This is a genomic window from Fimbriimonadaceae bacterium, from assembly GCA_023957775.1.
Taxonomy (GTDB): domain Bacteria; phylum Armatimonadota; class Fimbriimonadia; order Fimbriimonadales; family Fimbriimonadaceae; genus JAMLGR01.
The window spans coordinates 24,153-47,724 of sequence record JAMLGR010000007.1; the positions used below are offsets into that span (position 1 = coordinate 24,153).

General features: G+C 65.2%; 22 protein-coding genes and 1 tRNA gene. 11 read left to right on the plus strand and 12 right to left on the minus strand.

Annotated features, from left to right (window positions below; all coding sequences use genetic code 11):
* Positions 1–58 precede the first annotated feature (58 nt).
* Complete coding sequence (locus M9921_07445) at positions 59–1,228, plus strand: DnaJ domain-containing protein (protein ID MCO5296675.1); 1,170 nt, start codon at positions 59–61, stop codon at positions 1,226–1,228.
* A 46-nt stretch (positions 1,229–1,274) separates the two neighbouring features.
* On the opposite strand, the gene M9921_07450 is transcribed toward M9921_07445, so the two are convergent.
* Complete coding sequence (locus M9921_07450) at positions 1,275–1,946, minus strand: LON peptidase substrate-binding domain-containing protein (protein ID MCO5296676.1); 672 nt, start codon at positions 1,944–1,946, stop codon at positions 1,275–1,277.
* Positions 1,947–2,112: 166 nt separating this feature from the next.
* Between M9921_07450 and M9921_07455 the strand changes: the two genes are divergently transcribed.
* The gene (locus M9921_07455) at positions 2,113–3,789 is read left to right on the plus strand and encodes an ATP-binding protein (protein ID MCO5296677.1); all 1,677 of its coding nucleotides are present in this window, start codon (positions 2,113–2,115) and stop codon (positions 3,787–3,789) included.
* A gap of 22 nt (positions 3,790–3,811) precedes the next feature.
* Positions 3,812–4,417, plus strand: coding sequence for an aminodeoxychorismate/anthranilate synthase component II (locus M9921_07460; GenBank protein ID MCO5296678.1), 606 nt, complete (start codon positions 3,812–3,814; stop codon positions 4,415–4,417).
* On the opposite strand, the gene typA is transcribed toward M9921_07460, so the two are convergent.
* Complete coding sequence (gene typA, locus M9921_07465) at positions 4,414–6,240, minus strand: translational GTPase TypA (GenBank protein MCO5296679.1); 1,827 nt, start codon at positions 6,238–6,240, stop codon at positions 4,414–4,416. The genes M9921_07460 and typA overlap by 4 nt on opposite strands.
* Before the next feature lie 142 nt (positions 6,241–6,382).
* Between typA and efp the strand changes: the two genes are divergently transcribed.
* From efp to M9921_07480, 3 genes are read left to right on the plus strand one after another with little or no spacing between them, the layout of a single operon-like run.
* Positions 6,383–6,916: an elongation factor P gene (efp, locus tag M9921_07470; GenBank protein ID MCO5296680.1), complete on the plus strand. Its 534-nt coding sequence runs from the start codon at positions 6,383–6,385 to the stop codon at positions 6,914–6,916.
* A gap of 16 nt (positions 6,917–6,932) precedes the next feature.
* The gene (locus tag M9921_07475) at positions 6,933–8,015 is read left to right on the plus strand and encodes a hypothetical protein (GenBank protein ID MCO5296681.1); all 1,083 of its coding nucleotides are present in this window, start codon (positions 6,933–6,935) and stop codon (positions 8,013–8,015) included.
* A gap of 1 nt (position 8,016) precedes the next feature.
* On the plus strand, positions 8,017–9,078 hold the full coding sequence (locus tag M9921_07480; GenBank protein MCO5296682.1) for a hypothetical protein: 1,062 nt from the start codon (positions 8,017–8,019) through the stop codon (positions 9,076–9,078).
* Between the two features lie 51 nt (positions 9,079–9,129).
* Here the strand turns inward: M9921_07480 and M9921_07485 are convergent, their stop codons facing one another.
* From M9921_07485 to dnaA, 8 genes are read right to left on the minus strand one after another with little or no spacing between them, the layout of a single operon-like run.
* Entirely contained in the window at positions 9,130–10,407 is a 1,278-nt protein-coding gene (locus M9921_07485) for a hypothetical protein (protein ID MCO5296683.1), read from the minus strand.
* Entirely contained in the window at positions 10,400–11,326 is a 927-nt protein-coding gene (fmt, locus tag M9921_07490) for a methionyl-tRNA formyltransferase (protein MCO5296684.1), read from the minus strand. The genes M9921_07485 and fmt overlap by 8 nt, the downstream gene beginning before the upstream one ends.
* Positions 11,323–11,859, minus strand: coding sequence for a peptide deformylase (gene def / locus M9921_07495; protein MCO5296685.1), 537 nt, complete (start codon positions 11,857–11,859; stop codon positions 11,323–11,325). The genes fmt and def overlap by 4 nt, the downstream gene beginning before the upstream one ends.
* A gap of 10 nt (positions 11,860–11,869) precedes the next feature.
* A complete protein-coding gene (gene prmC, locus M9921_07500; protein MCO5296686.1) occupies positions 11,870–12,691 on the minus strand; it encodes a peptide chain release factor N(5)-glutamine methyltransferase in 822 nt (273 codons plus the stop codon).
* Positions 12,688–13,959 carry a GTPase HflX gene (gene hflX, locus M9921_07505; GenBank protein ID MCO5296687.1) on the minus strand — a complete coding sequence of 424 codons (1,272 nt, stop codon included), beginning with the start codon at positions 13,957–13,959 and terminating at the stop codon, positions 12,688–12,690. The genes prmC and hflX overlap by 4 nt, the downstream gene beginning before the upstream one ends.
* A gap of 2 nt (positions 13,960–13,961) precedes the next feature.
* The gene (locus M9921_07510) at positions 13,962–14,513 is read right to left on the minus strand and encodes a porin family protein (GenBank protein MCO5296688.1); all 552 of its coding nucleotides are present in this window, start codon (positions 14,511–14,513) and stop codon (positions 13,962–13,964) included.
* Positions 14,514–14,542: 29 nt separating this feature from the next.
* Positions 14,543–15,283: a creatininase family protein gene (locus M9921_07515; protein ID MCO5296689.1), complete on the minus strand. Its 741-nt coding sequence runs from the start codon at positions 15,281–15,283 to the stop codon at positions 14,543–14,545.
* A gap of 3 nt (positions 15,284–15,286) precedes the next feature.
* The gene (gene dnaA / locus M9921_07520; GenBank protein ID MCO5296690.1) at positions 15,287–16,723 is read right to left on the minus strand and encodes a chromosomal replication initiator protein DnaA; all 1,437 of its coding nucleotides are present in this window, start codon (positions 16,721–16,723) and stop codon (positions 15,287–15,289) included.
* 174 nt (positions 16,724–16,897) lie between these two features.
* On the opposite strand from dnaA, the gene M9921_07525 reads away from it, so the two are divergent.
* The 3 genes from M9921_07525 to M9921_07535 are packed head-to-tail and all read left to right on the plus strand — an operon-like array spanning position 16,898 to position 19,372.
* Positions 16,898–17,542, plus strand: a complete 645-nt coding sequence (locus M9921_07525) for a thiamine diphosphokinase (protein ID MCO5296691.1) — start codon at positions 16,898–16,900, stop codon at positions 17,540–17,542.
* Positions 17,533–18,957 (plus strand): hypothetical protein, encoded by a 1,425-nt coding sequence (locus M9921_07530; GenBank protein ID MCO5296692.1) that lies wholly within the window; start codon positions 17,533–17,535, stop codon positions 18,955–18,957. The genes M9921_07525 and M9921_07530 overlap by 10 nt, the downstream gene beginning before the upstream one ends.
* The gene (locus M9921_07535; protein MCO5296693.1) at positions 18,950–19,372 is read left to right on the plus strand and encodes an FHA domain-containing protein; all 423 of its coding nucleotides are present in this window, start codon (positions 18,950–18,952) and stop codon (positions 19,370–19,372) included. The genes M9921_07530 and M9921_07535 overlap by 8 nt, the downstream gene beginning before the upstream one ends.
* Positions 19,373–19,453: 81 nt before the next feature.
* On the opposite strand, the gene purM is transcribed toward M9921_07535, so the two are convergent.
* On the minus strand, positions 19,454–20,494 hold the full coding sequence (purM, locus tag M9921_07540; GenBank protein ID MCO5296694.1) for a phosphoribosylformylglycinamidine cyclo-ligase: 1,041 nt from the start codon (positions 20,492–20,494) through the stop codon (positions 19,454–19,456).
* A 59-nt stretch (positions 20,495–20,553) separates the two neighbouring features.
* On the opposite strand from purM, the gene M9921_07545 reads away from it, so the two are divergent.
* Together M9921_07545 and M9921_07550 are read left to right on the plus strand one after the other, a co-directional pair.
* Positions 20,554–20,626, plus strand: a tRNA-Lys gene (locus M9921_07545).
* An 8-nt stretch (positions 20,627–20,634) separates the two neighbouring features.
* Entirely contained in the window at positions 20,635–21,774 is a 1,140-nt protein-coding gene (locus tag M9921_07550) for an AI-2E family transporter (protein MCO5296695.1), read from the plus strand.
* 88 nt (positions 21,775–21,862) lie between these two features.
* On the opposite strand, the gene M9921_07555 is transcribed toward M9921_07550, so the two are convergent.
* Complete coding sequence (locus M9921_07555; protein ID MCO5296696.1) at positions 21,863–23,491, minus strand: CTP synthase; 1,629 nt, start codon at positions 23,489–23,491, stop codon at positions 21,863–21,865.
* Between the last annotated feature and the right edge of the window lie 81 nt (positions 23,492–23,572).

Sequence of the window (23,572 nt, forward strand, 5' to 3'; positions counted from 1 at the left end):
TCCGCATGGCGTATTCTCTACGGAGGCCGGATCGCCCGCGCGGTCGTCCTTTCGAACCATGCCTGCGAATTCCGTCGCCGACCTTTACGCCGTTCTCGGTGTGAAGCGCAATGTCGAACCTGCCGTTTTGCGGCAGGCGTACCGACGCCTTGCCCGGAAGTACCACCCCGACGTGAACCCCGATCCGCGGAGCCACACGATGATGGCGCGGATCAACGAGGCGTTCGAGACGCTCATCGACCCCATCCGGAAGATGGAGTACGACGCGATGCTCGCCGGCGGACTGCTGGACCAGGAGCCGGGGCCGCCGCCCAAATCGCCCAAAAAGCCGGTGGTCGTGCGGCTTCTTCACCGGTTCAAGGCGCACCGGACCCCGATCTACGGGCTGGACTTCGCCCCGGATACCGGGTTGCTGATCTCCAGCTCCTTCGACAACGAGATGATCTGGTGGGACGCTCGGCGCGGTGAGTCCGTGCGCCGGCTGCGCGTCGATTCCGCCTCGGTGTCGACCGTGTGCGCGCTCGAGCGCGGCGACGTCGTTGCGGCCGGCTCCTCGGAGAACCTGGTGAGCGTCAGCCGGGTCGCCGGCGGCGCAATCGAATCGTGGCGCAACTCGTGCACGGAGTGGGTGTCGTGCCTGGCGATCTCGGACGACGGCGAGGCGGTGGCGACCGGCTCGGTGCACCGCGGCCTGTCCGTGTCGCGCGCGGTGGACGGCAAGAACCTCTACGCGCGGTACGACCACAGCGAGTCCGTGACGGCCGTGGCGTGGAGTCCGGACGGCAAGTTCCTCGCGTCGGGTTCGGCGGATGCGACCGTGAAGCTAAGGCACGGGGCGAGCGGGGCCGTGCTCCACACGTTCAACGCCGTGCGGTCCGCGGTGACCGCCCTCTCGTTCAGCCCGGACGGCGCCTTCCTGTCCGTGGCCTCCGTGGACCTCTCGGTGAGGGTGTTCCGCCTGTCCGACGGCTTTCTCCAGAAGGTGATGTTCGGGCACACGCGTCCCATCGAGGCCTTGGCGTTCCACCCGAACGGCTGGCTGTTCGCGAGCGCGGGGCGAGACGGCGCGGTGAAGCTGTGGAACGCCGCCGAAGGCGTGGGCGAACTCCATCTCGACGCGGGCGGCCGGGCGATCGCGGCCGTCACGTTCAGCTCCGACGGCACGCTGGTGGCCGCGGCGGGCCTCGACCGCATCGTGCGCGTGTGGAGCCTCGAAGTGCGCCGGTAGCTGGGGCGTGAGGCGTGAGGCGTGAGGCGTGAGGCGGGAGGCGGGGTTAGTTGGGTGTGATCCACTCCGCGAGCTCGCTGCTGTTGAGCCGGCGGTGCGAGAGGGCGGGCTTCGCCTCGACGAGCTGGCGTTCGAGGATGGGGATCAGGTGCCGGATGCGTTCGACGGTGTCGGTGGTCTCCAGCAGCCTCTGCTTGTCGAGGTTCTCCATGGGGACGAGGTTCGCGATCGTGAACGAGAGCACGACCGGATCGCTCGGGAACAGGACTTGAACGTTCACGTCCTGGCTGGAGAACAGGCCCTCCACGAGCATCTGGAAGTCCTCGCGCGCCTTCATGACCAGCGCCTCTTCGCGCGGCGATCCCTCGGGTTCGATCTCGACCACCGGCTCGACGAAGCCGCGCATGTAGGGGCCGTCGTCCTCGAGGCGCCTGATCCGAAAGCGGCGCTCGCCCTGGACGTGGATGTCCATACGCCCGTCGTCGAAGTGGTGGACCTGCTGGATGCGCACCGCCGTGCCGACGAGATACGGCTCGGCGAGACCGCCCACCTCCTCCCCGGATCGAATGAGAACGATGCCGAAGGGACGGTCATATTCCAGGCAGTCGTGAACCAAACGGCGGTAGCGGTCTTCAAACACATGAAGTTGAACCGAGGCGTACGGAAACAGGACGGTGTTCAAAGGGAACAACGGCAATTCTTCGAGTTCAACCGACATTCACTGGAAATTATAACGCCTGTGCAGGTTCGCGCGGGGGCCCCGCAGGGGGCTCCCCGGTCGGAGCAACGCTGGCGGGTAAGCTGAGGAGGTAGATTTGGGAGTGCCTGTTGGAGTGTCTTCGGAGATGAGCGAGGGATCGGGGTCAGAGCAGAGGTTGCAGCAGATGCAAGCTCAGCTCGCCGGTGCACTCAAACGCATCCAAGAGCTTGAGTCCGAGCGCCAAGGTCTCGAAGACCGCATCAAGGCGTCTCCCCAATCCGGCCGCATGGCCGAGACCGTCGACGTCGCGCCGATCAACGAAGCCGACGTCACCCTTCGCCGCTTGGTGCAGCGCATCGCGATGATTCTCCAGGCGGAGAAGATCGTGATCATGTTCTTCGACCGGGAGCGCGGCGAACTGATCGGGATTCCTCCCGCCTACGGCGTCGACGAGGATCTGTTGAGCGTCTTCCGGGTGCGGGCGACCCAGGGCGTCTCCGGACTCGTTTTCCGAGACACGGAGCCGGTGATCTTCCACGACGCCACCTCCGACCCGAGGACCCAAAAAGACCCTTTTTCGCTTCTTCACGTCAATAACGGCATCACCGTGCCTCTTGTGATCGAGCGCCGCGACGAGGAGAACCGGGTCGTCGAGCGGACGGTCATCGGAGTCCTGCACGCCTTCAACAAGCGGCACGGCGAGGACTTCAACGACGAAGACGTGCGCCTGCTCGAGCGGATGGCGCGAAACGTCGGCTCGATCATCGCCAATCTCCAGCTTTACCGCGAGGTCGTCGAAGAGCGCGAAGAACTTCTCCAGACGTTCGAGTCCCTCACCGCCGGCTTGATCCTCGTGTCGATGGAAGGCAAGATCAGCCAGATGAACGCGTCGGCTCGGGCAATCTTCGGATTCCCTAACGACGTGATCGGCAAACCCTACCAAGACGTGATGGGCCAGGCCGAACTTCGGGACGTCTTCGAGGCAGGCCTCCGAGGCGAAGAGAAGACCAAGCCCGACGTCACGCTGCTCATCAACGGGATGGAGCGCATCTTCCAGGTCCAATCGGCCCAGGTGCGCAACGAGGACGGCAAGCCCCTCGGGATCGTCGCGATCCTCAACGACTACACCGAGATCAAGAACATCGAGCGGATGAAGAGCTCGTTCGTGGCCATGGCCTCGCACGAACTCCGTACCCCGCTCACGGCCATCAAGGGGTTCGTCAGCACACTGCTGATGGACGACGGCTTCTCGAACGACGAGCGCCGCGAGTTCTACATGATCATCGACCAGGAGTGCGACCGTCTGACGCGCCTGATCAACGACCTGCTGAACACGGCGCGCATCGAAGCGGGCGAGAGCCTGAAGCCCAACTACAGCAACGTGCATTTCCGACAGCTTCTGGAGAAGGTGCTCATGATCCAGAAGCAGAGCACGTCCCGGCACACGCTGGTGCTCAAGGCGCCCGAGACCATTCCGGAGATCGTGGGCGACGAGGACAAACTCGACCAGGTGCTGACGAACCTGCTGAACAACGCCATCAAATACTCGCCGAACGGCGGACAGATCACCCTGTCGTGCGAGGTCGACGGGAACGAGCTGCTCGTGGGGGTCCAAGACGAGGGCTTGGGGATCCCGAAGGAGCACCAGGCCCGCGTGTTCGACAAGTTCCACCGCGTGAACAACGACGACAACAGGCGCATCTACGGGACGGGTTTGGGCCTTTACTTGGTGAAGCACTTGGTGGAGACCGTCCACCTTGGGAAGATCTGGGTGGAGTCGGAGGTCGGCAAGGGCTCGACGTTCTACTTCCGGATTCCGACCAACCTCGACATCGAGCACGCCAAGGCGCTGAACACCTAGCGCCCACGGGGGACGGCACCGCGTGATCCTCGTTGTCGACAACTACGACTCGTTCACCTACAACCTCGTCCAGTACGTCGGGGAGTGCGGTGAAGAGGTCGTCGTCCGACGCAACGACGCGGTCACCGTGGCCGAGATCGCGACGATGTCGCTGACGGGCATCCTGCTTTCGCCCGGACCGTGCACGCCGCGCGAATCGGGGGTGTGTCTCCCCTTGCTCGACGAGGCGCACCGGGGAAGCGCGGGCGCCCTCGGCGGATTGCCGATCTTCGGAGTGTGTCTGGGGTTGCAGGCCATGGGGCACACGGCGGGAGGCGAAGTCGCCCGCGCGAAGCAGATCATGCACGGCAAGCCCTCTCTGATCCGGCACGGCGGCCAAGGGGTGTTCGCAGGCATCCCGAGCCCGTTCTCCGCGATCCGGTACCACTCGCTCAGCGTCCGCCCCGAATCCCTGCCCTCGACCTACGAGGTGACCGCCACGGCCGAGGACGACGGCGAAATCATGGGGCTCGCGCACCGGTCGCTCCCGATCGAGGGAGTGCAGTTCCACCCCGAATCCGTGCTGACGGAACACGGCATGGCGATGATCGCCAACTTCGTGAAGCGCTGCCAGGGGCAGTCGCCCTAAACCGTGACTTCGCTTCGGCGCTCGGAAACGCGACGCTCGCTGTGGTCGAGGACTTTCTTGCGGAAGCGAAGCGTCTTGGGGGTCACCTCGAGCAGCTCGTCGTCGCGGAGCCACGCGAGGGCCTGCTCGAGGGAGAACTCCCGGTGCGGATCCAGGGCTTGCGTCTGCTCGCTGGTGGAGGAGCGGATGTTGTTCGCGGCCTTGGTTTTGGTCACGTTCACCACCATGTCCTCGTCGCGCGCGCAAGCGCCGACGATCATGCCACCGTAGCACTCGGTGCCGACCGGGTAGAAGAACGTCCCGCGCTCCATCACGTCTTCGTACGCGTAGCGCGTGATCTTCCCGGGGTCCTTGCAGATGAGCGATCCTTGCGTGCGGCTCTGGACCTCGCCGCTATGGGGCTCGTACCCCTCGAACAGCGAGGCGACGATACCCAGCCCGCGCGTGAGGGTGAGGTACATCGATCGGAACCCGATCAGCCCACGCGTCGGAATGCCGTACTCAAGTCGGACTTGCCCGTTCTCCTGCTTGGCCATGTCGCGCATCTCGCCCTTGCGCCGGCTCATCTCCTCCATCACCGGCCCGACGGAGTCTTCCGGCAACTCGAGGGTCACGGCCTCGTAGGGCTCTTGGACCCGACCGTCGTCCCCGCGCTTGAGGATGACCTGAGGGCGTGAGATCTGCATCTCGTAGCCCTCGCGGCGCATGGTCTCGATCAGGACGGCGAGCTGCAGCTCGCCCCGTGCGGCGACGGTGACCGTGTCAGCCTGGCTCGTGCGGTCGATCTTGACCGACACGCTCACCGCCTCCTCCTTTTCAAGACGTTCGCGAATCTTATGGATCGTGAGGAACCTGCCGCCGTCCTTGCCCGCAAGGGGCGAGTTGTTGGCGTAGAAGTTCATCGTCAACGTCGGGGGCTCGACTTGGATCGGAGGAAGCGGCGTGGCGTGTTCGGGATGCGCGATCGTATCGGAGATCAACACGTCGTCGAGGCCCGACAGCATGGCGATCTCACCGGGACCGACGGACTCCGTGTCGACGAGCTGAATGCCCTCGTAGGTCCAGAGCTTGGTGACGTTGAAGCCCACGGTCTTGCCTTCCCGCACATGCGAGAGGCGGTCCCCGATCTTGACGGTCCCGCGGAGCACCTTGCCTCCGAACATGCGCCCCAGATAGTCCGAGTAGTCGAGGTTGTTCACCTGGAGTTGGAACGGACCGTCGGCTTGCACCGAGGGTGGAGGAACCGCGTTCACGATCATCTCGAACAGGGCGCGCATGTCGCGCTCCGCCCCGTCCGGGGAAACGCGCGCGAACCCACCGGAACCCGAGGTGTAAAGGTGCGGGAAGAACAAATCGTCTTCGCTCGCGCCCAGGTCGATGAACAAATCGAGCGTCTTGTCGTAGGCATCGAGGGGGCGCGCCCCTTCGCGATCGATTTTGTTGATGCAGACGATGGGTTTGAGGCCCTGGGCCAGCGCCTTCTTGAGGACGAACCGCGTCTGGGGCATCGGGCCCTCGTTCGCGTCGACGACCAGCAGCACGCCGTCCACCATCGAGAGCACGCGCTCGACCTCGCCTCCGAAGTCCGCGTGGCCGGGCGTGTCCACGATGTTGATCTTGACGTCCCGGTATCGCACGCTGGCGACCTTGGAGAGAATGGTGATGCCCTTTTCGCGCTCGAGGTCGTTGCGGTCCATCACACGCTCCTGCATGTGTTGGTTTTCCCGGAAGATCCCGGACTGGCGGAAGATCGCGTCGACGAGCGTGGTCTTGCCGTGATCGACGTGGGCGATGATCCCTATGTTGCGAATGGAGGCGGGCACGAAACAGGATACCCGGACGGGCGGGTTTCTCAGGTTCAAACAGAGCCCAAGACCCGCCCCCGATATGCTACTATCGTGCGCGAATCACATTCGAAGAGGGGATTGAGTTTTGGCGATCGACACCAGCGATTTCAAGAACGGCATGCACATCGAGTTGGACGGCGAGGTTTACACCATCGTCGACTTCCAGCACGTGAAACCCGGCAAGGGCGGCGCGTTCGTCCGCACGCGCCTCAAGAAGGTGCGGACGGGACAAGCGATTGAAAAAACTTTCCGATCGGGTGAGCGCGTCGAACCCGTGTTCATCGAGAAGCAGGCGATGCAGTTCCTCTATCGGCAGGGCACCGACCTCGTGATGATGGATCTGGACTCTTACGAACAGATTCCTGTCGCGGAGGAAGCGCTCGGAGACCAGGGGAAGTATCTCAAAGAAGAGATGGAGATCGTGAGGCTCATGGCGAACGGCGAGGCCCTGGGCTACGAGCTTCCCAATTTTGTGGAGTTGGAGGTTGTGGAAACAGATCCGGGATACAAAGGCGACACGGTCAGCGGAAGCACCAAGCCCGCGAAGTTGGAGACCGGCGCGATGGTCCTGGTTCCGTTTCACATCAACGAAGGCGACGTCGTGAAGATCGACACGCGATCTGACAGCTATCTGGAGCGGGTGAAAAAGTAGGAGTGACGCGCGAGGAATGAGCAAGCCAGCCGGCTACGGACCCAGTCGGGACCTTGAGGATGCGCTTCAGGGCGCCCTCGACAGCATCGCCCGGTTTCTCGTCTATGCGGGCGGATTGGCCACGCTCATCTCGGTCGGATTCCTGATCTACACGTTCATCGTTTTCTCCGGGCCTTCGCAGGCGAGCGTGGCTCAGGCCGCCAGCAACATCGAGATCTTCAGGAAGATCCTGATGGCCGGAATCGCCGCGCTGGGCGTTGGTACGACGTACTCGTTCTGGGGCGAAGAGACGCTTGGCGTGCTGCAGCTCATGGTTGCGGCGGTCCTCTACTTGGCGCCGCTGTTTGTTCCCTCGCTGATCTCGGGCGGCAACGTGGCCCCGGTGGGCGCGAGAGCCCTATCGGCCCTGCAGACCGGCGGTCTTATTCTCGGCCTGATCGCCGTGTGCGTGCTGATCGTGGACGCGTCGCTTCGTGTGCGGGACCGGGCGAATCAGGGCGCCCGCGCGGACCAGCTCAAGTACGGAAAGGGGCTCAAAGAGGAGAAGGACATCCAGAACGTCTTTCTCGGCAAGTGCTGGCAGCTCCCCTACTGTCGGAAGTTCGTCCGCGAGCGGTGCCCGATCTACCACAGCCGGCGCACGTGCTGGCGCGAGCGGGTCGGATGCATGTGCGAAGAAGAGGTCATTCGGAACGCGATGGAGAACAAGCCCATCCCGAAGGACATGGTCGCCGCCGCCCGCTTCATCCCCTACAACAACCGGGTGACGCTCGAGCAGAAGAAGGAGCGATGTCGCCAGTGCGTGATCTACAACGAGCACCAGAAGCACAAGTACAAGGCCATCATGCCCGTCACCGTGCTGGCGTTCGCCGGGTTCTACGTGCTGTTCCGCCCCCAGCTTCTCGCCGCGACGGGTGCCTTCGTGCAGAAGATCGACGCGATCGTCGGCACGGCGACTTTTCGACCGGACGGCGTCCAGGAGACTTCGACGTTCACCACGGGCATCTTCCAAGAGATGCTCCTGGTGTGCTTCATGATCGTCGCGCTCACATACGCGATGAAGATCATCGAGTTCCTGATCTTCAAGCTCAAGGTGTAAGGTGGCCGTCCTAGGCGCCCCACTGATCATCGACGGTTCGCACGGCGAGGGGGGCGGGGCACTCGTCCGGACCGCTCTGGCGATGGCCGCCCTCACCCAACAGCCGGTCCGGATCGTGAACGTGCGCGGCGGAACGGGTGCCCCGGGGCTCAATCCCGAGGATCTGACGGTGCTTCGTGCCGTGGCGTGGTGCTCTGGAGCCGAGGTGCTCGGCGCCGATCCCGGCTCCAACAGCGTCAGCTTCTTGCCGACCCGACGCCCGCGAGGGATGAACGAACTGCTCGACATCAGCGAGGGGCAGGATGGGCCGGGCTTCGCCAACGCCCTCGTGGTGCTCAACTCGTTGCTGCCGCTGTTGGCGCGCACGGGCAGCTACTCCTCGCTGAGCGCGCAAGGGGAGACCTACGCCAGCCGCGTGCTCAGCTACGACTACTTCGCGAACGTGACGCTGCGGGCCGCGCGCAGCTTTGGGCTCTACGCGGTGCCGGACCTGCCGTTCGCCGGGTTTGGGCGGGGCAGCAGGGGCGAAGTACGGCTCGAGGTGGAGCCCAGCGCCCTGACCGGCGTCGATTGGCAAACCCGCGGAGCGTTGGTCGGAGTGCGGGCGCTGGTGACCACGGGAGAGCTTCCCGAGCAGGTCGCCGCCCGTGGGCTTCAGCATCTGGGGCGCTTGGCCTTCTACGCGGGTTTCGAGGTCGAGGCGGACGCGAACCTCGTGCCTTCCAAGGGGCCCGGCGCCATGGTCACCGTGTGGGGAGAGTTCGAGCGGGGATTGGGCGGGTGCGCCGTGATGGGCCAGCGCGGTGTGCGCATCGAGGCGGTCGCCCAGCAGGCGTTCGAGGGCTTCGCCCAGTGGATGCGAACGGACGCGACCGTCGACGAGTACCTGGCGGACCAGATCCTCATTCTCGCCGCGATGGCGGAGGGGCAAACGCGGTTCCGGACCCCGAACCTCACGCCGCGGTTCCTCACCAGCGCGTGGGTGATCAAGCAGTTCCTGCCGATCCACATCACGATTCGAGGCGCCGAAGGAGAGCCCGGGGACGTGACGATCAGGCGATAGGGGTGTTTGGCAAGCACGCCCGTCGAGCGGGCGTGGCACCTCTTCGGGGGGCTACTTCTTGACCTGGGGGCTGTACTGCGGGTGGCCGAAGTCGCCGAGCTGCCCCGTGATGTTGCGAAGGCCCGTGCCGTCCCGGCGGATCTCGTGAATAGCGCGCTTGCCCTGGTCCGTCATCACGAACAGGATGCGGTCGCTGTCCGGCGCCCACGACGGATCCTGGATCGCCCCCTTGATGACCGCGGTGGCCGTCTTGCCACCCTCGCCACGTGCCGGCATGACCACCAGGTCGGCCGATTCCACCTGGCCGCTTCCCGTGTGCTTGCCCGTGACGAGCATCAGGGTGGACCCGTCGGGCGAGACGCGGGGAAGGGTGAAGGCCAGATCGTCGGTGTTGCTCGCCGCGATCGGGGGTTGGGCGTTCTTCAAGTCGTTGGGATCGATCACGCCGACCATGTGCTGGAACGGCTTCTTGATCCGGCCGTTCTCGATGAACTGCTCGGGAATATTCTCACGGTCGGGGAATTGAAAACCGATGGCCACGTAGACGACCTCGCCCGTCTTGGGATTCACGTCGAACTCGACGCGCTCGCCGGCGATGACGGCGAAGGGGGGCTGCAACTGCTCTCCGCCCAAGTTCTGGAGGATGAGCACCTCCCCGAGGTCGTTGCGCATCACGGCGACGATCCAGTCCCGCCCGTTGCCTGCCCACCTCGCTCGCCGGACGCTGCTGCCAAAGTGCTCGTAGAGGGCGTCGAACTGGCTGCCGACCCCGCCTTCGCTTGTGGCGGACCGCTCTCGGCCCACCGGAGGCAGCACCTGGGGCGTGGAGCCGTCGGTGGGGTCGAGCTGGAGCACGAATCCGCCGGACGTGATGAGGGCGAAGTCGTTGGCGTTGGGCACCATGGGCGAAGGGAACTCGATCGTGGTCTTGGCCCGGCTGCCGAAGGTGCGGCGGGTCACCGTTTGGCTGCCGGGGTTCCAGCGGAAGATGTTGTACGTGTTGTCTTCGCGATCGCTGCTGAAGAAGATTCGGTTTCCGTCCGGACGCCAAACGGGGTCGCGGTCCGACGCGGGGGCCTTGTAGCCTGGGCTGGGGACCAACTTCCCCTGGGGATCGATCAGGACGACCTGGTTGCCGTCCTCCACCTCTTGGACGGCGGCGATCATGCCCACCGTATCCACGGAGAACGGCAGATCGATGTCCCCGCCCAGCCCGCGATACCACTGATAACCCAGCAACAGCGCGGCGATCGTAAAGAGACCGCCCACAAAGCGGATCATCATCTTGCGGGTGACGAGGGGCGGACGGGTGCCAGTGGATTTATCCATCGTTCTCCTTCAACAGCGAATCGCCGGCTCGGATCCTCGCCCCATTGGCAAAATCCCGTCCCGACATGCGCTTTTTACCTTCCGGCTGAACTTCGAGCCACGCCATGGCTCCGTCGGCGAAGGCCACGACCAGTTCGGGCGACGTCGCCACGACGTCGCCAGGCGAGCCCTGGCCCGTCCTCCTCCTCGCGTCCCACACCCGGAGGCGGCCGTGGGCCGTTTCAACGAACGCCCCGGGGTTGGGTGTGAACGCACGGTACCGGTTGTACTCCCCCGAAAGCGGGGCGGCGAGCCGCAGCCGCGCCTCGTGGCGTTCGACCTTCGGTGCCAGCGTGGCTCGCGAGGAATCCTGAGGCCTGCGAGTGTAGGCGCCCGCGGCCAGGCGAGCCGCCCACAGCACGACCTGCGCGGCGGCGACCCGGGCCAATCGTTCCTCCAACATCCCGTAGGTCTCGTCCGGGTCGATCGGGACCCGGCACACGTTGATGAGATCGCCCGTGTCCATCCCGCGGTCCATCTGCATGAGCGTGACCCCGGTCACGGTTTCGCCCGCCTCCAGGCACCGCTGGATGGGTGCGGCGCCCCGCCAGGCGGGAAGGATGGAGCCGTGCAGGTTGATTCCTCCTTGGCGGGCGCTGTCCAGGACCGCCTGGGAGAGGATCTGCCCGTAGCTGGCGACCAAGAGAAAATCAGCGTCGAGCGAACGGAGATGCTCCACGAACTCCGGGGCGCGGCTGCGTTCGGGCGTCTCCACGTGCAGGCCCAGCTCGAGCGCCCGCTGCTTGACCGGGGAAGCGTGCAGACGGAGCCCCCGACCCGATGGACGGTCCGGCTGGCTGACCACAAGAACGAGGTGGGGCGCCATCGACTCGAGGGCGGGGACGGCGAACGCCCCCGTGCCGAAGAAGACGACCCTCATTCGGCCTCATCGGGCTTGACCGAGGGGTGCATCCAGTGCAGGGTCGCCAGGTCCACCTTGTCTAGGAACAGCACCCCGTTGAGATGGTCGATCTCGTGGAGGACGACGCGCGCGTGGATGCCCTCAAGCTCGAAGGTGACCTCGCGGCCACGCCGGTCCAACGCCTCGACTTCGACGTACTCGGCACGCTTGACGTCGCCGTACAGACCGGGGATGCTCAGGCACCCTTCTTCGCCGATCTGCTCGCCCTCGCTCTTGACCACGACCGGGTTGATCAAGCCCGTCGGGCGCATTCCCTCGGCGGCGATCACGATCACCCGCTGCAGGATGCCCAGTTGCGGGGCGGCGAGCCCGATGCCGTTGGCGCGCCGCATCACCGAAGCCATCTGGTCCACGAGCAATTGGGTCTTCTTCGTGAACTTCACGATCTCGGTCGCCGTTTGCCGGAGGCGAGGATCGGGCACCTTGATGATCGGCCGCTCCTCGTCGGTCACGTAAAGGTGTTTGAACTCCTGAGGAACCACGACGTCCATGCCTTGCCGATTATGGCATTCGCAGCGTCACGACCCGGGGGATGCCCCCCAAGTCGGAGGCGGTGCCGACGTGCTCCCACCCCGCGACTTCGAAGAGGTCCCGGACCCGCTCGGACTGTCCCATCCCCACTTCGGCGACCAGCAGGCCGCCCTTGTCGAGGATGCGGGGGGCTTCGCGGGCCAGCCGCATGTAGCAGGCGAAGCCGCCCTCCCCCGCCCAGAGGGCGCCCGGAGGTTCCCACTCCGCGATTTCGCGCGGAAGCGGGTCCGCATGGGCGATATAGGGCGGGTTCGTCGCGATTACGTGGATCGACTGGTCGCGCAAGGGCGCCACCAGATCGCCCGCGAGGAGATCCACGTCGGCTCCGAGCTCCTCCCGGTTGCGGATGGCCCATCGGAGCGCGTCCGGAGAGACGTCGATGCCGGCGACGCGGAGGTCGGGTCGTTCGAGCTTCGCGGTGATGGCGATGCATCCGCTACCCGTTCCCACATCGAGCACCGTTGCGCCAATCGGTGCCGCGCCGAGGAGCACCTCCACGAGGGTCTCGGTTTCGTGGCGAGGCACCAGGACCCCCGGTCCGACGTGGAACGGACGGCCGTAGAACTCGCGCACGCCTCGGATGTAAGCCAGAGGTTCCCCTTCGAGGCGCCTTTCCAGGAGCTGGTCGGCGGCGGCCCTGTTGGCCATCGGCTCCCCGAGGTGTGGCAGGAGCTGCGATCGCTCGAGTCCCAGAGCGGTGGCGGCGAGGAGTTGTGCCTCGAGCCTGGGCGCCTCGACGCCCGCGAGCGCCAACCGGTCTTCGGCGACCCGTATCCACTCGCTCCGCGTCATGGCTTCGCGCGGTAAGGCTCCAGACGCGAGCGCATGGCGTCCGCCAGCTCGGCCTCCAGGTGGATTCCGTCCTGCCCGTACTCCACGCTCAGGACGCGGCCGAAGTCGTAGCACATCTGCACCAGCGCGGATTCGGAGTACGGGATCACCGCGTCCACGCGTGTCAGCAGCGCGCGCACCTGTTCGGTGAGCGCCTGCATGAAGACGCTCATCCCCTTGCCTGTCTTGGCGCTGATTGCCACGGATTGCGGCCACTCGCGGGCCAGGGATTCCCCGAGATCGGGCGGGGCGGCGTCGATCTTGTTGAAGACGGTGAGCATCGGCTTGTCGCCTGCTCCGAGGTTGGCCAGCGTCTCGAGCACCGCGTCGCGTTGAAGCTCCCAAGCCGGTTGCGAGACGTCGATCACGTGCAGGACGAAGTCGGCGAACACGACCTCCTCCAGCGTCGAGCGAAACGCTGCGACGAGCTGGGTCGGGAGGTTGCGGATGAAGCCGACCGTATCGGTCAGGAAGACGGCGTACCCCTCGGGCAGATCGATCTTCCGCGTCGTGGGATCGAGCGTCGCGAACGGCATGGCGTCGACCAGGAGCTCGGTTTCGGCCAGCCGGTTCATCAAGGTGGACTTGCCGGCGCTCGTGTAGCCGACGATCGAGCCCCAGGGGTACGGGTTGCGGCGGCGGGCGGCGCGCTGCTGTTCGCGGTGGCGCTTGACCTCCTCGATCTCCTCCCCCAATCGGGCGATGCGGTCGGAGATCATGCGCCGGTCCGCCTCGAGCTTGGTTTCACCGGGGCCGCGAAGGCCGATGCCTCCCTTCTGCCGCTCGAACTTCGTGTAGACGGACATGAGCTTGGGCAGCATGTAGGTGAGCTGAGCCAGTTCGACTTGGAGCATGCCCTCGCGCGTCTTGGCGCGCCGCGCGAAGATGTCGAGGATCAGTTGGGTGCGGTCGATGACCCGCACTCCCACGGCCTCCATTACGTTTCGATGCTGGTTGCCCCGAAGGTCGCCGTCGAACAAGAGGACGTCGGCGCGGGTCTCCTGGACCAGTGCGGCCATCTCCTCGAGCTTGCCCTTGCCCACGTAGGTCGCCCGGTGGGGCTTGTCCACCCGTTGGCGGATCGAGGCGACGGGCTCGACCCCTGCGGCTTCGCAGAGACCCTCCATCTCCATTTCCACATAGAGGTCCTCCGACTCGTCCTCGTTCACGTACACGAGCACCGCGCGCTCGGTCGGGGAGGAGGTCTCGGAGCCGGAGTCGCGAGCCATGGTTAGAAGCGGGCCACCAGGAACGACGCGCTCAGTGTCAAGCCATCGAAGTGGAACCCGTCCGTTTCCGAATAGAGGTCGTACCGCGCCTGGAGCTGGAACCGCTGGTTGAACGTGATGCCCGCTCGAACATTGCCGTTCCAGCCGATGCGCCTCGCGGCGAACCGCTCCGGAACGCCGCCTTCCATCCGCACGATCGAGTAGTCGTAGTACGTGGGACCGGCTGCCACGGCCACGTAGGGCACCTGGCCGCGACCCTGGTCGAACTGCATTTCGGCACCCACCGTGACCGGAATGGCCAGGAGTCGGTTTCCGTCCCGATCGGCGGTCAGAAGCGCGAAGTTGACCCGGAGCTTCCAGCGCTTGGGGGTGGCAAACGTGATCGGTTGGAGTCCGAACGAGAGCCACGTGTCGCCGAAGATGTCGCGCACCGTTCGGTCGCTGGGCAAGAATACGCCGCCGTTGAGACCCCATCCCCGCTGGGTCTCGTTTCCCTGCGCGTGCGCTCCCGCCGAGGCAAGGGCGACCGCGAGCACCATCCACGAATGTCTCATGGGAGCACGTTACCGGATCGGGATGGCACTCAGCCTCGGAGAACGTAACCGTCCGCCAGGGCTTCGATCTCGCGCGCCGCGGCCCCCACGGCCCCCTCGAAGAGGATTCTCCCCTTCTCGGCGGTCGCTCGGCTTGCGTATCCGTACGAGCCCTCCTCGGTGATCTCGTCGAAATGGTGCACGACGCTGGAGAGGGGTGGTTCGCTGTGAAGTCCGTCGTCCCGGAGCTTGTCGGTTCGGACGGACTCGGGACGGAGGTGCAGCATCAAGCTCGCCTCGGCCTCGCACGCATGCCGCATCTCTTTGAGCGGTCCTTCGAGGGTTTCCGCGATCAGCGGCCGGATCAGTGCGGCATAGCTCGTGTGCGCAAAGGAGAGGTTCGGAAACTCGGCTTTCAGGCTTCGCAGGGCCACGCCGTTGGGCTCGGTGTTGCCTCCGTGCGCGTTCAGCACGAAGTATTTGGCGAACCCGTGGGGGATCAGCGACCGCACGACGCTTTGCAGGGCCGCTCCGTAGGCCTCGAAGCTGGCCGAGAGCGTTCCCGGGAATCTCAGGTGGTGGCCGGACGCCCCCAACCACAGGGTGGGAGTCAAGAGCGTCTTGTGGGGAAGGCGTGCTTCCACGGCTTCGGCCACGGCCGTGGCGAGCAGGGTGTCCGTCAAGAGCGGCAGGTGCGGCCCGTGCTGCTCGATCGAGCCCGTAGGGATCACGACCACCGATGCCCGGTCGGCACCCTCAACGTCCTGCCACGTCGCCTCGGCCAGTTTCATGGCTTACTGTTCGGGCCGCAGATCGCGCAGGATCCGAGAGACCCGTTCGCGCAGTTCGGGGTCGTGCGCCATGTCGGAGGTCAGCTTCTGGTACGCATACATCATCGATGTGTGGTCCATCTCGAACTGGTCGCCGATGGTGGTCCAACTGTCGCCCCGGATCTCCCGAATGAGATAGACCGACACTTGCCGCGCGCGAACGATCTCGGCCTTGCGCTTCTTCGACTTGATCGTCTCGGGCGGGATCTGCGTCAGGTCTGCGACGGCCCGGAAGATGTCGTCGCACGAGGGCGTCCGAGACGTGTGCCGGTAGTAGCGCTCCACGAGCTCGCGGGCCAATTCGAAATCAAGGGGCCGACCCTCGATCCCGCCGATCGCCGCAAACTTCGTGAGGCAGCCCTCCAGCACGCGGATGTTGCCCGGCACCTGTTCGGCGAGGTACATGGCCACCGACGTTTCCAGATCGATGCTCTCGGCTCTGGCTTTGTTGATCAAGATGGCGGATCGCGTTTCGGTGTCTGGCGGCTGGATGTCCGCGACCAGGCCCGCTTCGAAGCGCGAGCGAAGGCGCTCGTCCACCAGGTGCAGCTCGCGAGGGGGGCGGTCGCCGGCGAGCACGATCTGCTTGCCTTGCTGGTAGAGGTGGTTGAAGGTGTGGAACACCTCCTCGACGGTCTTGTCCTTTCCGGCGATGAACTGGATGTCGTCAACCAGCCACATCTGGACGTTGCGCTGCTCCCGCCGGAACGCCTCGATGCGCTGGCCGCGCAACGCTTCGATGAATCGCTCGGCGAACTCCTGCGCCGTCACATAGACGATCTTGAACTTCGGCTCGCGCCTCAACACCGACTGGGCGATGGCGTGGAGCAGGTGGGTCTTGCCAAGGCCCGACCCACCGTAGATGAACAGCGGGTTGTACAGCCTGCCGGGCTGGTCGGCTACCGCCTTGGCTCCGGCATGGGCCATGCGGTTGCTCTGCCCGACCACGAACGTGTCGAAGCTGTACCGATCGCAGGGCGCAAAGGATGGCTCGGACGCCGGGCTCGAGAGCACGGTCGGTTTGGCCTCGTGCACGACCGGTTCGATGTCCCGTCGGGAGACGATGGTCAGCTCGATCTGCAAGGGAGCTCCCATTTCGTCGGACACCCGCTGCTCCAGGGACTGGAGGTACTTGCGCTTGACCCAATCGTGGACGAACGTGCCCGGACACTCGACCAGCACCGAGCCGTCCCGCACCTCGACCGGCCGAAGCGGTTTGAGAAACCTCTCGAACCACGACGGGGGGGCCTCCCCCTGGAGTCGCGTCAGGACACGATCCCAAGCGGCCCTGAGTTGCACGGTGTCGATGTCATCTTCGAGCGAGAGCTGGTCCTTCATGGCAAGCAAAAAACCCAGGGTGCGGCGACCGACGATGCTGGGCAGAGAGGGCAGTATACACATGCCCGGCTGCGATTGCAGGGGTCGCATTCCCGATGGGAAAGCAAGTCCAGTTTCGCACAGGCGGACCAAAACGACAACCCCCCTTTTTGAACCTATGGAACCTGGAAATCCAGGTAGAAATACCAGGGTCCTTCCGACCGGCGCCCCGTTGCGTTCGGACGGCTACAATGGGGTGTGGCGACGCGCGTGCTGGGGGTCCTCGCAGGCGAGGACCAGGACGTAGGCGACCTCGTCCGCTGGGCTCGCTCGGCCGAGGTCGTCTTGGCCGCCGACAGTGCCGCGGACCGGTTGTTGGAGGGGGGCATCACGCCCCACCGCATCGTTGGCGATATGGACTCGGCCAGCCCGGCGGCCCTCGCCAGCGGTGCGGAGCTGATACGAGACGACGACGTGCATCGCTCGGATTGCGACAAGCTCCTCGACCACGCTTGGCGTTCGGGCTGGAAGCAGATCACGCTGGCGGGCATCGAGGGAGACCGCCTCGACCACCTTTTGGCGGCGCTTCTGAGCGCCGCTCGCTCCCCGTTGGAGATTCGTCTCGCGCTGCGGGACGGAACGGGCTTGCTGGTGCGCGAAGGAGGCGAGTCGGTGGTTGGGGCGCGCGTCGGTCAGCTCGTTTCTCTGTTGCCCATCGGCGGTCCGTGCCGCGCAACGCTCACGGGGGTGCGCTGGCCCGTGTCCGACGCGGAGTTCGGTCCCACCGGCACGTGGAGCCTCTCCAACGAAGCCGTCGAGGAGTGCGTAAGCGCCCATGTCCACCTGGGGTGCGCGCTTCTGGTGTTGGGGGGACCCCCGGACGAGGCGTTGCCTTGGCCTTGACTCTGGGGCCGCTCGACACGGCCGTCGTGCTGGTGTTCGTGGCGGCGCTGCTGGCCCTTGGGTTCAGCGCGCGTCTACGGGACCACTCGGTGCTCCAGTTTCTTGCCGCCGGTCGAGGATTGACCTTGCCCGTGTTCGTGGCCACGCTGGTCAGCACGTGGTACGGCGGAATCCTCGGGATCGGGGAGTCGGTCAGTTACTACGGGCTGGGCACGTGGGTGTTGCTGGGCGTCCCTTACTACGTCTTCGCCCTGCTCTACGCCACCAAGTTCGCCGAGCGCGTCCGGGAGGCGGACCAGATCAGTCTTCCCGAGCGTCTCGGCCAGCGCTTCGGCAACACCGCGGCACTCGTGGGCGGCGCGCTGGTCTTCCTGTTGGCTGTGCCCTCGTTCCACGTCCTGATGCTGGGGACGCTCGTTCAGGCGTTCACGGGCTGGAGCTTCGGCGTCGCCGTCGTCGTCGGCGCGGGCGTGGGGACCCTGTTTCTCTACCGAGGCGGGCTGCTGGCGGACGCGCGGGCCTCGCTCCTGGCGTTTGCGATGATGTACGTCGGCTTCGCGGTGATGGCCGTCTACTGCCTGGTTCGGTACCCCTTGGGCAAGACTCTGGGGTCGCTGGAACCGCACCTGCTGACGTGGGACGGGGGGACGGGCGTTCCTTACGTGCTCAGCTTCCTCATCCTGGGCGCGTGGACCTTGGTCGATCCGGGGTTCCACCAGCGCGTGGCGAGCGCTGCGACGCCTCGTATCGGTCGTCGCGGCGTCTTCATCTCGGTCGGGTTCTGGTTCGTGTTCGACGCGATGTCCATCGTCAGCGCGATGTACGCGCTGGCATTGCTGAAGCCGGTTCCCGAGAACCGGCTGATGGTGTTCCCAGCGCTCGGGGAGGCCGTCCTTCCGCCCGGGTTGAAGGCCATGTTCGTGTGCGGGATGGTGGGAACGATCGTTTCGGCGATGGTGGGCTACACGCTGGTTGGCGGCTCGTCCCTCGGCCGCGACCTCGTCGCCCGCGCCAAGGGCGGCCTCGACGACGCCCAAGTCAAGGCCTGGACCCGTTTCGGCATCGGCGTCGCAACGGTCGTTGCGATCGTATTGGCTTCGCAGATCCAGTCGGTCGTGCAGTTGTGGTACATGTGGGGCGGAGCGATCGTGGGCGCGTTGCTGCTTCCCGTCGCGTCGTCGTACGGGCTGTTGCCTTTGCGCGCGGGGAACCGGTGGGTGGTGGGTTCGATGGCGGGGGCGTTCGCTCTGTCGTTCGCGTTGCTCGTTTACGGTATAAGAACCCAAAACCCGTTCCTCGACGTCCAAGTGGGAGAAACGAGTTTCAACCTCGGAACCCTTTTGCCGGGACTCGCGCTCTCCGCGCTGGTGCTTGGCGTGGGGGAGTGGTTGGCCAGGAGGCCCGAGCATGCATAGCGACGAAGAGTTGGATTCGCCGGTCGAAGCTCCCGAGGAGCAAAACGAACTGGAGGAGGGGGCGAGCGAGCCTGAAGTCGAAGCGGAACCGTCCGCGGGTCCCCGCCTGATTCTCCGCCGCTCCGGGGCCGACACGGAGTTCGTCTTCCCGCTGAGTTCCCCGGCGGTTGTGGGCCGATTCGATCCCGCCGTCGGACCCGTCGACGTCGATCTGGGACCTCTCGACGAAGGCGTTTACGTTTCGCGCAAGCATGCCCAATTCGAACTGGAGGACGGCGTGTGGAAGCTCCGGGACCTCGGTTCGTCCAACGGAACGTTCGTGCTGAGGGACGATTTTGAGCGGATCGAGGAGGCCGAGCTTGAGGACGGCACCGAGATCGCCTTTGGCAACGCGCGATTCGTGTTCCGGCTGTAGCTGACGCGCCCGACTCGCGGGAGTTGCACCTGCGTGGAACCAAGTGATGGGTGCCACGCCCGCTAGACGGGCGTGCTCTTCCTAGACGATCTGCACGTCGTGGGCGCCCTTCTGGATGTAGCCGATCTTCGCGGCGGCCTCCCCGCTCTCGTTCAGCCGGCCCACCACCTCGTCCGCTACGTCCTTCGAGACGACGAGGGCCATGCCGATCCCCATGTTGAAGGTCGTGAACATCTCCACGTCCGAGACGTTTCCGGCCTCCTGGATCAACCGGAAGATCGGCAGCGGCGTCCACGACCGGCGGTCGAGCACCGCCTGAACGTTCGCGTGCATGGCGCGCGGGAGGTTGCCGTAAAGCCCTCCCCCGGTGATGTGGGCCGCGCCGCGCACCCCCTCGATCTCCTGCAAGATCGGATAGACCGCGTTGAAGTAGCTCTTGTGGGGCCGGAGAAGCTCCTCCCCGATCGTCGTTTCCATGCCGGGCACGAGGTCCCGGACCGACAGCCCGCCGTGCTCGAAGAGCGCGGTGCGGGCGAGCGAGAAGCCGTTGGTGTGCAGCCCCACGCTGGCGATCCCGATCACCGCGTCGCCCGGAAGAATCTTGCCGCGCGGAAGCCGACGTTCCATGTCGACCACTCCCACGATCGAGCCCACGAGGTCGATCTCCTCGTCGAGGTAGACGCCGGGCATCTCGGCGGTCTCGCCGCCGAGGAGTACCGCGCCCACCGCCATGCACGCCTCTGCCGCGCCCCCGAGCACCTGGGTGAACACCGCGGGGTCGATGCGCGAGGAGGCGAAGTAGTCCATGAAGAACAGCGGCCGCGCCCCTTGGCACAGGATGTCGTTCACGCAGTGGTTCACGATGTCCTTCCCGAGGCCTGAGAAGTCGCCGACCATGGCCGCGACCTTCGTCTTGGTGCCGACCCCGTCGATGCTGCTGACCAGCACGGGACGCTCCAAATCGGGGAATTCGCCTTGGAACAGCCCGCCGAACCCTCCGACGCCGGCAATCACCCGATCGTTGTAGGTCGCTTGAATCGAGGGCATCACGGCTCGAAGCGATCGCTCCGCACCACCGATGTCCACGCCCGCGTCGCGGTACGTGAGCTGGTCGTCGGCCATGGGAGGCAATTTACCAGAGAGTCCGCCCATCCGGGGCCAAGGTAGTATTCGGTCTTGGCGAGCCGGTAGCTCAGTTGGTAGAGCAACGCCCTTTTAAGGCGTGGGTCCTGGGTTCGAGTCCCAGCCGGCTCACTTGCCACATGGAGTCTGGAGTCGTGCAAGACGTGCAGTGGGTCCGCAAAGTCGTCCAATGGCTCGTGATCGGGTTGCCGGTCGTGGCGCTCGTCTGGATCTGGCTGCCGTTCCTGAACGCGATCCTCCTGGCGACGGTCATCTCCGTCCTCGCCTACGGCCCCTACCAGCGCTCGAGGAGCTGGTGGCTCTCCCGATTGCGCAAACGGGGGGAAGGAATGGCCGACAACATGGCGTCGTTGACGATCATCATGGGCCTTTTGGTCGCAGTCGCCGTGCCCCTCACCCTCATCGGCATCCTGCTCGTCGCCCAGGTCAATTCGGTGGTGCAGGACTTCAAAGCCTCCGCGCCGAACGCGGGCACCGCGTTTTCGGTGGACAGCGTCGTCGCCCAGGCGAACGATGCGCTTGCACCGGTTCTTCAACGGATGGCGGGCACCCAGTTCGATCTCGAAAGCTGGTTTCAAGCCAACCGCCAAGGCCTGACCTCCACGTTGGGCAAGGCCGCGGGTTCCCTTGCCTACACCTTGGGACACGGCATGCTGATGCTCGTGATCGCGTTCCTGACCGCGTTCTTCATGCTGCGGGACGGGCACCGGCTTCGCGAGCCGCTGATGCGCTTCATCCCCCTTCCCCGCGATGGTATCCAACGGATTCTCGATCGCATGCAGGGGACGGTCTCGGCGGTGTTCGTCGGCGTGCTTTTGGTCGGTGTGGCGCAAGGATCGTTGGCGGGAGTCGCTTACGGCATCGCGGGGATTCCCAACGCGTTGATGTGGAGCGTCGTCACGATCGTGCTCTGTTGGATTCCCCTTCTGGGGGCACCGTTGATCTACGTCCCGATGTCGCTGCTGCTGATGTCTCAAGGGCGCGTGGTGCCCGGCGTGCTGCTCTTGGCTTTCGGGTTCGGCGTGGTGAGCCAGATCGACAACCTGCTCAAGCCCCTGGTGATCGGGGCGCGGACCCAGTTGCACACGATGGCCGTGTTCTTCAGCCTGCTTGGAGGCGTCCTCGTGATGGGTCCGATCGGGCTTTTCGCAGGTCCGATCGTGCTGACCCTGGTGCTGTCGCTCTACGACGTCGTGTGCGGAGGCGAGGAGGGGATCGCTACTGCGACACCGTCCGCTGACGCCACGTCTTCACCTTGAGGGTGTAGTAGCTCTTGTCTCCCCGGCATCTTCAGTTGCCCCGCCGTCGCCCGTGGCCAATTCGATGTTCCGGCCGGTTCTGCGGAAGCTACAGCACTTGAACGCGTCCGCGCCGCTCCACCGCCGCCTTCACCATGCCGCGGAAAAGCGGGTGGGGACGGTTCGGGCGCGATTTGAATTCGGGGTGCGCCTGCGTGCCGATGAAGAACGGGTGCGACGGCAGTTCCACCATCTCGACGAGCCGGTAGTCGGGCGACACGCCCGAGACGATGAGCCCCGCTTCTTGCAGCATCTCGCGAAACTCGTTGTTCACCTCGTAGCGGTGTCGATGGCGCTCTTCCACCCTCGTGGTGCCGTAAAGCGTGTGGGCGAGGGTCCCCGCGACGATGTTGCAGGGCCAGGCGCCCAGGCGCATCGTGGCCCCCTTCTCGGTGACGTCGTGCTGTTCGGGAAGCAGGTGGATCACGGGATAGGCGGGGCCGTTGGGCGCGTCCACCATCTCCTCGCTGTTGGCGCCCTCGAGTCCGCACACGTTGCGGGCGTACTCGATGACCGCCATCTGCAGGCCGAGGCAGATGCCGAGGAACGGCAGTCCGGTTTCGCGAGCGTATCGGATCGCCTCGATCTTGCCCTCGATGCCACGCGCGCCGAATCCTGGAGCAATCACCAACCCGTCCAGACCCTCGAGAGCCTCTTCGGGAGGGCGGCCCTCCTCTAGGGAGTCGCTTTCGATCCACTGGATCTCCACGTTGGCGTCGTTCGGGATGCCCGCGTGGATCAGCGCCTCGTTGATCGACTTGTAGGCGTCTCCGTTGCTCGTGTATTTGCCCACGACCCCGATGCGGCACGCGTTCTTGGGGTGCTTGAGCGTTTCGACCAGCGTCCTCCACTCGGACATCGTATCGGTTCGCGCCTCCAGCCCGAGCCGTTCCGTCACGAGTTCGCCCAATCCCGCATCCTCGTACTTGAGGGGGACCTCGTAGATCGTCTCGACGTTCATCGACTCGATGACCGCGCGCTTGGGCACGTCGCAGAACAGACTGATCTTCTCCTTGACGTCGTCCGGCATCGGGAGGTCCGTGCGGCAGATCAGCACGTCCGGCGAGATGCCGATCTCGCGAAGGTTGATCACGCTGTGCTGGGTGGGCTTGGTCTTGATCTCGCCCCACGGCCCAACCTGGGGGATGAGCGTCACGTGGAAGTAAAGGGTGTTCTCGGCGCCCACGTCCTTGCGCATCTGCCGGATCGCTTCGAGGAACGGGAGGCTCTCGATGTCGCCGACCGTGCCGCCGATTTCAGCGATCACGACGTCGGCCTCCTGCTCCTTCGCGTGCAGTCGGATGAGACGCTTGATCTCGTTCGTGACATGTGGGATGACCTGGACCGTCGCGCCGAGGTAGTCCCCTCGCCGCTCGGCCTCGATGACCTTGAGGTAGACCTTGCCCGTGGTGATCGAGGAGCCGCGGGAGCAGTTCACGTCCATGAACCGCTCGTAGTGGCCCAGGTCGAGGTCGGTTTCGGCGCCGTCGTCGGTCACGAACACTTCGCCGTGCTGGTATGGGTTCATCGTGCCCGCGTCCACGTTGATGTAGGGGTCGAGCTTGACGGGCGCAACCGTGAGTCCGCGGTTGCGGAGGAGTCTGCCGAGGCTGGCGGTGGCGATCCCCTTGCCGATCGAACTCACCACGCCTCCGGTGACGAAGATGTACTTGGTCACGATATCGCCCTTGCCCTAGACGTTCCCCTTGCCCAAGACGAGGAGAACGCACAAAAAAAACCTCGCGCCGAGACGTCGCAG